General features: G+C 53.9%; 6 protein-coding genes. All 6 read right to left on the bottom strand.

What is annotated here, in order from left to right; all coding sequences use genetic code 11:
* Window positions 1–219: 219 nt before the first annotated feature.
* The 6 genes from GOM71_RS21190 to GOM71_RS21165 all read right to left on the bottom strand — a co-directional run bounded on the left by GOM71_RS21190 (window position 220) and on the right by GOM71_RS21165 (window position 9,093).
* Window positions 220–1,509 (bottom strand): adenylosuccinate synthase, encoded by a 1,290-nt coding sequence (locus GOM71_RS21190; protein ID WP_156284707.1) that lies wholly within the window; start codon window positions 1,507–1,509, stop codon window positions 220–222.
* A gap of 198 nt (window positions 1,510–1,707) precedes the next feature.
* On the bottom strand, window positions 1,708–3,072 hold the full coding sequence (gene dnaB / locus GOM71_RS21185) for a replicative DNA helicase (RefSeq protein WP_156284705.1): 1,365 nt from the start codon (window positions 3,070–3,072) through the stop codon (window positions 1,708–1,710).
* Between the two features lie 494 nt (window positions 3,073–3,566).
* Window positions 3,567–4,013: a 50S ribosomal protein L9 gene (rplI, locus tag GOM71_RS21180; RefSeq protein ID WP_156284703.1), complete on the bottom strand. Its 447-nt coding sequence runs from the start codon at window positions 4,011–4,013 to the stop codon at window positions 3,567–3,569.
* Entirely contained in the window at window positions 4,010–5,971 is a 1,962-nt protein-coding gene (locus GOM71_RS21175; RefSeq protein ID WP_156284701.1) for a DHH family phosphoesterase, read from the bottom strand. The genes rplI and GOM71_RS21175 overlap by 4 nt, the downstream gene beginning before the upstream one ends.
* A gap of 18 nt (window positions 5,972–5,989) precedes the next feature.
* On the bottom strand, window positions 5,990–6,901 hold the full coding sequence (locus GOM71_RS21170; protein ID WP_367649737.1) for a DUF2232 domain-containing protein: 912 nt from the start codon (window positions 6,899–6,901) through the stop codon (window positions 5,990–5,992).
* A 176-nt stretch (window positions 6,902–7,077) separates the two neighbouring features.
* Window positions 7,078–9,093, bottom strand: a complete 2,016-nt coding sequence (locus GOM71_RS21165) for an amidohydrolase family protein (RefSeq protein ID WP_156284697.1) — start codon at window positions 9,091–9,093, stop codon at window positions 7,078–7,080.
* Window positions 9,094–9,108 lie beyond the last annotated feature (15 nt).

Here is a 9,108-nt window from a genome sequence, read left to right as displayed (position 1 = left end):
AGGGTAGACGGAGCATTTAAATGATTCTGGAGAAGCGTCAGCGTTCGTTTTTGTGAAGGGATCCCAACCTTACCTCGTTGATTCAAAGGAATCCCTGAGCAATGGCGATCGGAAGAACATTTAAATGAGCAGTTTACTGTTTAACCCAGATAAAAAAAGGGGTATCCCATCGTCATTTTCATGACTTATGGGACAGCCCCTTAATCAATCGAATTCGAATTATTCGCCGTATATCGATACGACCGGGTTCGTCTGCTCGCGGTTGCGGCCGACGGAGAAGATCGCGATCGGAATACCTGTCAATTCCGATACGCGGTTCAAGTAGTTCAGCGTGTTAACTGGAAGATCCTCCAGCTTCTTAGCGCCAGTGATATCCTCGGACCAGCCTGGCATTTCTTCATATACCGCTTCGCATTCCGCAAGCACTTTCAGACTTGCCGGGTAATGCTCGATTACTTCGCCGCGATATTTGTATGCCGTACAAATTTTAACCGTTTCAAGACCCGACAGCACGTCGAGGGAATTGAGCGACAAACCTGTAATACCGCTAACGCGGCGGGCATGGCGGACAACGACCGTGTCGAACCAGCCGACGCGGCGCGGACGGCCTGTAACCGTACCGTACTCGTGGCCTTTGTCGCGGATCAGATCGCCAATTGCGTTCATTTGCTCTGTTGGGAACGGACCGTCGCCAACGCGAGTTGTATAGGCTTTCGCTACGCCGATAACCTGTTGAATTTTCGACGGGCCTACGCCCGAACCGATACATACGCCGCCCGCGGACGGGTTCGACGATGTTACGAACGGATATGTGCCTTGGTCGATATCGAGCATGACGCCTTGCGCACCTTCGAACAATACTTTTTTGTTCGCATCGATCGCATCGTTCAGCACAACGGATGTGTCTGTCACGTATTTGCGAATGAACTCGGCATAGCCCAAATATTCGGATACGATAGCGTCAGCGTCAAGCGGCTCTCCGCCATATACTTGCTGAATCACTTGGTTCTTCTCGACAACGAGACGACGAACTTTGGATTCAAACTCTTCGGCGTCCATCAAGTCAGCGATACGGATACCGTTGCGCGCTGCTTTGTCCATGTAGCAAGGGCCGATGCCTTTGCGCGTTGTGCCGATTTTGTTATCGCCTTTGCGCTCTTCTTCAAGACCGTCCAGCACGAGGTGGTAAGGCATGATAACATGAGCGCGGTCGCTAATCTTCAGGTTGTCTGTCGAGAAGCCATTGTCATGAATATAATTAATTTCGTCGATCAGCGCTTGCGGGTTAATAACCATGCCGTTGCCGATCACGCAAATTTTATTGTGATTGAAAATACCCGATGGAATCATCGTCAGCTTGTACTTCTTATTGTCGATGAGAATGGTGTGTCCGGCATTGTTACCGCCTTGGTAACGAGCGACAACGTCCGCACCGTCCGCCAAATAGTCGGTAATTTTGCCTTTCCCTTCGTCTCCCCACTGCGTACCGACAACAACTACCGTAGACATAAACATACCCCCGTCCGGTGTCTAAGCACACCGAAATTTACCGTCGTAATGAGCTTTGTGCGATGCCGGGTCCGATGGAGCAGCTCGTCTAAAGCAGAAGACAGCATTATTAGTGTATCAGTACGCCCTATAGAAGTCAAACTAAAAACGAACAATTGTACAGGGACCCATACAATTGTTCGGATATAATCTCATAATCTATGAAGCTTGCGAAGGATCCTCATGCGTTCGATCAATGCTTACGAATTTATTGAAGTTTTTCAAGAAAACAAGCTCTACCGTTCCTACCGGACCGTTACGCTGTTTGGCGATAATGATCTCGATAATGTTCTTCTTCTCCGATTCTTTATCGTAGTAATCGTCCCGGTAAAGGAACGCTACGATGTCGGCGTCCTGCTCGATCGATCCCGATTCCCGAAGGTCGGACATCATCGGACGTTTATCCTGCCGCTGCTCAACGCCCCGGCTGAGCTGGGACAGCGCAATAACGGGCACTTCAAGCTCCCTGGCAATCTGCTTCAGCGTACGTGAAATTTCCGATACCTCTTGCTGACGGTTCTCGCCGGCTTTGCCGCGTCCTTGAATAAGCTGGAGGTAATCGATCAGAATCATGCCGAGTCCGCGCTCTTTCTTGAGACGGCGGCACTTGGCGCGAATGTCGGCGACTGTAACACCCGGCGTGTCGTCTATATAGACCTGCGCTTCGGACAACGCACCGATCGCCATCGTCAGCTTCTCCCAGTCGTCGCCTTCCAAATAACCGGTCCGCATGCGGCCGGCGTCCACGTTCGACTCGGCGCATACCATACGTTGCACGAGCTGCGCCGCCGACATCTCCAAACTGAATATCGCGACCGTCTCGCGGGCGCGGACGCCGACGTTTTGCGCAATATTCAGCGCGAATGCCGTTTTACCTACAGAAGGACGGGCAGCTACAATGATAAGATCGTTTCTCTGAAAGCCTGACGTCATCTTGTCGAGATCGGTAAACCCCGACGGGATGCCGGTCGTCCCTTGCCCTTTGTTCATATAGAGCGTCTCGACCTTTTCAAATACTTCCATCAAGACGTCGCGGATCGATATAAAACCGCTGCTGGAGCGGCGATTTGAAATTTCAAGAATTTGGCGCTCTGCATCGCTTAAGAGTACACTAACCTCTTCCGTATTGGCATAACCGTCGGTCACGATATTCGTCGCCGTCCGAATAAGGCGCCGGAGCATCGATTTTTCTTCAACGATTTGCGCATAATAATCGACGTTGGCTGCCGTCGGCACCGCATTGGCCAGCTTGGCCAAATACGAAACCCCGCCGATTTCCTCCAGCAGCTGCTGATCCTGCAAATGCGCGGTCAGCGTTACAAGATCGACCGGCTGATTGCTCTCGCCCAACTCAACCATCGCTTCATAGATATGTTGATGGGGAACGCTGTAAAAGTCCTCGCTGCGTACCCGTTCCATCGCCGTGATCAGCGCTTCGGCCTGCAGCAATATGGCCCCGATGACAGCCTGCTCCGCTTCCAGGTTTTGCGGCGGAACGCGGTCAAACATCAGCTCCGTACTCATCAATAGTCCCCTCCCGTGTCTAATCTTATTCGCACAGGGAATAACTCCCCAATGGCGTTGTTATCTTACTGCTCGCATACTTAACTCGTTCAAGTATAGCAAGCCATATAGCATAGAGTAACAGCAGTTTGTTTCCAAGTCGGACGCTTCCGCCTGAACTTTCCATTCTAAATCTAGCACTAGCATTCTACTTTTCTCTGCCAGCGCTACATAACCCGCTATAAACAGAGGAAAAAGATGCAAAAGTGCATCTTTCCCTCTTGTTTCGTTTGACCCAGCCGGAGGAGCCTGCAAATTTGCAGGCTTTCGCTCCACGTCTGATCCTCATCCGCTATATTTACTCGAAAAGCCTGCACTGTTGCAGCTTTTGTCATCATAATCCAGTAAAGAGTCCTGAAAAACTGTACAATTGCAGTTTTGCCTTGCTCGTACACTCGAACACTTGGAAACGCGAACACACGCGGTCACACGGTCAAGCCGCCGAATGCTTCCTTCTACTCTTCAGCCGCCTGAACGTTCAGCTTCGCTTTCACGTCAACATGCAGCTTTACCGGCACTTGCGTTACGCCGAGCGTACGAATTGGATCTTCGAGCTCGATTTTGCGTTTATCGATCTTAATGCCCTTCTGTTCCGCCAGCGCCTCAGCGATTTGCTTGCTCGTAATCGCGCCGAACAACCGGCCGCCTTCGCCCGCTTTCGTCTTGATGACAACCGTCATCTCCTCCAGCTTCTTGCCAAGCTCTTGCGCGTCCAGCTTCTCTTGCGCTTTGCGCTTCGCTTCGGAAGCGTTCTGAACCTCCAGCGTCTTCAGGTTGCCGTCGGAAGCCAGCTTAGCCAGCCCTTGCGGCAGCAAGAAGTTGCGCACGTAGCCTTCCGACAGCTCCTTAACCTCGCCTTTTTTGCCTTGCCCTTTAACATCCTTCAAAAAGATTACTTTCATTCGAATAACCCCTCTTCCGCTTCAATTTCTTCCAAAACTTTTTTCAGCTTCTCGGCGACTTCGTTAACCGTGCCTTCCAGCTGTGCCGCAGCATTCGTCAAATGTCCGCCGCCGCCCATGCGCTCCATGACGACCTGCACGTTCATCGCGCCAAGCGAGCGGGCGCTGACACCGATCAGCCCATCCGGCCGCTCGCCGACAACGAAGGAAGCGAGAATGCCGGTCATGTTCAGCAGCGTATCGGCCGACTGTGCGATCAGCAGCTGCGCGACCTTGCGGCCCGGCTCCGCGACCGCAATCGCAATATGCTCATAATAGACGCCGGCATGCTTAATAATTTCTGCTTTCTTCACGTACTCTTCAAGATCTTCCTTCAGCATCCGCTGAATCATCATCGAATCGGCGCCATGCCGCCGTAGGAACGATGCCGCTTCGAACGTTCTCGCGCCGGTGCGGAGCGAGAAGCTTTTCGTATCGACCGTGATGCCCGCGAGCAGCGCCGTCGCCTCGCGTACATCGAGCGTAACGCGGTCATGAATGTATTGCAGCAGCTCGGTTACCAGCTCGCAAGTGGACGACGCGTACGGTTCCATATAGACGAGGATGGCGTTGCCGATAAACTCCTCGCCCCGCCGATGATGATCGACGACGACGATTTTGTTCGTCATGCTGAGCAGCTTCGGCTCCTTCACCATCGAAGCCTTATGCGTATCGACGACGATCGCCAGCGTCCCCGGCTCCATCAGTCCCATCGCCTGCTCCGGCGTCACGAAGCGCTTGGCGAACTTCTCGTCCTCCCGAAGCAGCTCCATCATTTTCTGGATGGCGGGATTGATGCCCTCAAGAACGATATACGCCTCTTTGCCGCCCATCTGCGCCGCCTTCAGCACGCCGATCGCCGCGCCAATCGCGTCCATATCGGGCATCTTGTGGCCCATAATGACGACATTGCTGCTCTCGCGAATCAAGTCGCGCAGCGCATGCGCTACGACGCGGGCGCGCACCCGTGTGCGCTTCTCCACCGCATTTGACTTGCCGCCGTAGAACGACTGCCGGCCGCCAAATTTCACCGACGCCTGGTCGCCGCCGCGTCCAAGCGCAATATCAAGGCTCGATTGCGCCCATTGGCCGAGCTCCACAATGCTCTCCGCGCCTGCGGCGAAGCCAATGCTTAGCGTAATCGGTATTTTCTGATCGCCGGTCATCTCCCGCACCTCGTCCAGCACGACAAAGCGAGATTGCTCCAGCTGTCTGAGCGTCTTCTGATCGGTTATGAGCAAGAAACGGTCGGACGTGAGCCGTTTCAAATAAATATGGAATCGCTGCGCCCATTCCGTAATTTCCGTTGTCACCTTCGCCTGAAGCGAGCTTCGCTGATGGTCATCCATCCCTTGCGTAACTTCCTCCAGACTGTCGATCATAACGACGCCGAGAGCAAGCTTCTCTTCATCGTATTTTCTGCCCAATTGCCACAAATCCGTTATATCGTTAATATACAGAATCCGTTCCTTAGGCTTGAAAATAAGCTGGTAAATGCGGCCCCCAAAGGTAGCCTCAATCGTTCCCTCGCGGTCCTTCGCCTGCTGCAAAATGGGAAACAGTTCCACCAGAGGAACACCGACCACTGATTCCTGCGTCGTCATTTGCGAAATATAGGGATTATGCCATTCCACCGTTTTATCTTCATTATACAAAATGATACCGATAGGCAATTCGCTGATAACGTCATTGCCCGCTTTTTTCACCCGGTAGGACAGCGTCCCTAAATAAGACTTCAGATCTTTCCGAAATGCGCGCTCAGCGAGCACTGCATAGACGCCTGCGGCAATCGTAAGCAGCAAAGCGGTTAGCCCGAGCACCCACTCGAACCACGCCAGCGCCACCGTCATCAATACCATTAATGCGAAAGCCCAGATCTGGTGCATTCCGTGCCATCGCGTGACAAGAAACTTCGGCATTTCCTTTTCGCTCCCGTGCTATGATTTCTTAAATGCTTTTCGGATCGGTAAAGCTACGTCGATCACGCCGATTAAGCTAAGCGGCGGGAAGAGCAGCACCGGAATCGCGATGAGAATCGGGAACACCTTGTGCCACCCGCGCTCATGCGCAATAAAGAAGAAAAATCCGATAGCTTGAATCGCAAAAGCGTACCGCATGAGCGGCATCAGGTTCATTAACGCAACCGCGAGAAAGGAACTGCTGTCGTTCGGTACAACAAGGTTGACTACATAAGCGATTAAATAATAAACAAAGAGAACGCGCGGCAGCATCCAATCTTTCGCCATCGGCAGCCCTGGCGCCTCGACCCCGCTAGCTCTGAGCAATCTGCGAGCGAGAAAATGCGTAATTACCGTATAGAAGAATGCCACGAATATAAAAGCCATGGGAATCGATTGAATCATAAGCCGGATGACCAATTCGGTATAGTCTGCATTCCAATCCGCCGGCAGCAGCTTCTGCCGCTCCAATCCGGCGTATGTATCGCGCACGACACTGCTCATTTGGTCAATCATCGAAAATCCGATCACATATTCAAAAGCGATCAGCTGAAGCAGCAATAACGCCAATAACGTCACGAACGTTCGCCTAAGCGCCATGCCGGCAGCAGCTTTCTTGCGATAGAAATGTCCCAAGACAAGGGATGGAACGAGGAAGAACACCGCTACTATGAGTACGGACGGCCCTACAAGAATGGCTGCCACAGCCCACACCGGAATTAGATGAAGCAGGAATGACCGCGGCGAAAGCATCGTATATAGAACAACGTAAGGCACCATCATCGGCAGGACGGCTAACAAATTCAAACCGGGAACCGCCAACGACAGAGTAAGGAGCAATGCCGCTGCGCTCCAAAGAACCGATTTTAATCCGGACTTCAAACCTTTCACCTCTGCGCACATTAATCGTAAGCCTTGCCTTTACAAGCTTTTCAAACCTCATTATAGCACAAAAGCAACACATAGCATCTTTTTCAGCGTGCAAACGATATTTCGAGCAAGTGTTAAAAAAGGCGGCGGCAAAAGGCTGCCATCAGCTTCCCTTCGCCGCCGCTTCTTAACGCCTCTTATTCCATCGCGACATCCCACACATTTTCGTCATAATTGACAGTGAAGCCCATTTGGCCAAGCAGCGACAGCGGAATGAAATCCTGCTTCCCGACCGAGAGCAGCGCGGCGCTTGCGCCAGAATCGGTCTCGACCGTATAGCCCCGCTCCAGCAGCAGCTGTCCGGCAGAAGGTGCGGCTTCCGGACCTGCCTCTACTGCCCCTGCCGCTCCCGTTCCCTTCACAGCTGCAGAGTCCGCCCCCATGCCTGCCAACGCTTTGAGCGCGTCCTTCGTCTGCTCCGTGCCCGATTGCTGTGTTTGCGCCGAATAGACGCGGCGAACGTCGTCCCAGCTTAGCCGGTAGCCATGCTGCTCCAGCGCGCGAATATCAACATAATGGGCGCCATACAAAGAAATGACCGGATACTGCTTCGCACCCCAGTTCAGTTCGCCGTCCACACCCTTCAAACGGACAAACTGGCTCCGTATCGGCTCGCCGACACGAATCCGCTTGTTCAGCTTGCCGTTCTCCAGCACCGCCCGGCCGCCGATCAGCACATGCTTGATGCCGCTTGAAGTCTGATCCGGCCGCTCCACCGTCGAGCGATCGATAATCGTCTTGTAGTCGAACACGACGATATCGGCGTCCATCCCTTTCGCCAGCCGCCCTTTGCGGCGCAGCGCCGGCGCTTGCTTCTCCAGCCGCTGCGCGGGCAGCAGGCTCATCTTCGCAACGGCGTCCATCAGCGTAATTGCCTTCCGCTCGCGCGCGTACAACCCGACTGTCCGCGCGAACGTGCCCGATGCCCGCGGATGATTGTTCAGCCCGGGCTCGAGAATAGCGTCGCTGCCGATCATGACGTACGGCGCTTTCAACGCATCGACGACATCCTGCTCCGGAATCGCGTACGCTACCGCCAGCTTTCCTTCCGAACGATAGCGGGCAAACGTCTGCTCCGTCAGCCGTTCCATCGTACCGGCAATTTGCAGGTCCTCAAACGAAATGCGGAACCGCGATTGCCAGCCCGCATCGAAGCGAGTCGAGTTCAAGTACGTTCCCCAGTAATCATAGGGGTAGATGCAGGCAGTCAGATCAAGCCCCTCGTCTCTTGCTCCCTCAACGAGCGCCAGCGACTGCTTCATCGAGAACGTGCCGCCCGTGCTGTTAATATGATCGATATGCACAGAGGCGCCGGTCTGCTTGGCGTAGCCGATCAGCTCGTTAATCGCCTCGATATTCGTGCCAGGCGGCTCCATATCGGAATAACGCGCATGGAAATAGACCGGCACATTGTACTCATGGGCCAGCTCCATAAGCGGAATGATTTCCGCCGCCGTAATGCCCGGCACATATTCAAGGCTGAACGAAATGCCCAGCGCGCCTTCGTTCAGCGCCTGCTCCGCTTGCAAGGTCAGCTCGCCGATCTGCTCCGGCTGCGCGCTGTCGTACCTGCCCAGACGGAACTGATTTCGCGCCTGCGTATAGAAGAAGGAGGCGCCGTAGTGGAGCGGCGTCTCGTTGCGTCCGTAATAGTCGTACCACTTGGCTGGCGTTGACGTGCCTCCGTGCATAGCGATGTTCGCAGTCACTCCATCGGCAATTTTCTGCCAGACGCCCAGCGGATTCGGATCGTACGACAGGTTGTCTATAAAGCCAGGGGCGACGACCATCCCTTTGGCGTCGATCACCTTTTTCCCTTTCAACGGTTTCGGCGTTACAATTGCGATCCCGCCGCCCTCGATGCCGACGTTCCATCCTGGCCCGTCTAGCTGTGTCTCCGGGTTGATGACTCGCCCTCCGGTAATGACGGTATCGTACGTTTTGGCAAGCTCTTCGTCGGTCCACTCCATCTGCTGCTGGACAACAGCCGCCTTTACTGCCTCTCCCGCTGTCCATTGTTTCGCCGCTCTCTTCTCCGCGTCTGCGTCATGCCGGTACCAGCCCGGATACAACGCCGCCGCTGCAACCGCAATCATAACAAAAAGACGGAACCGTCTGCGGTTTCCGTCTTTCTGGCGCTCCTGTTCGCTCATGTAAGACCCTCCTGA

Origin of the sequence: Paenibacillus sp. NEAU-GSW1, assembly GCF_009737085.1 — a bacterium.
In the GTDB taxonomy this organism is placed as follows: Bacteria; Bacillota; Bacilli; order Paenibacillales; family Paenibacillaceae; genus Pristimantibacillus.
This window is presented reverse-complemented; position numbering and strand designations above follow the sequence as displayed.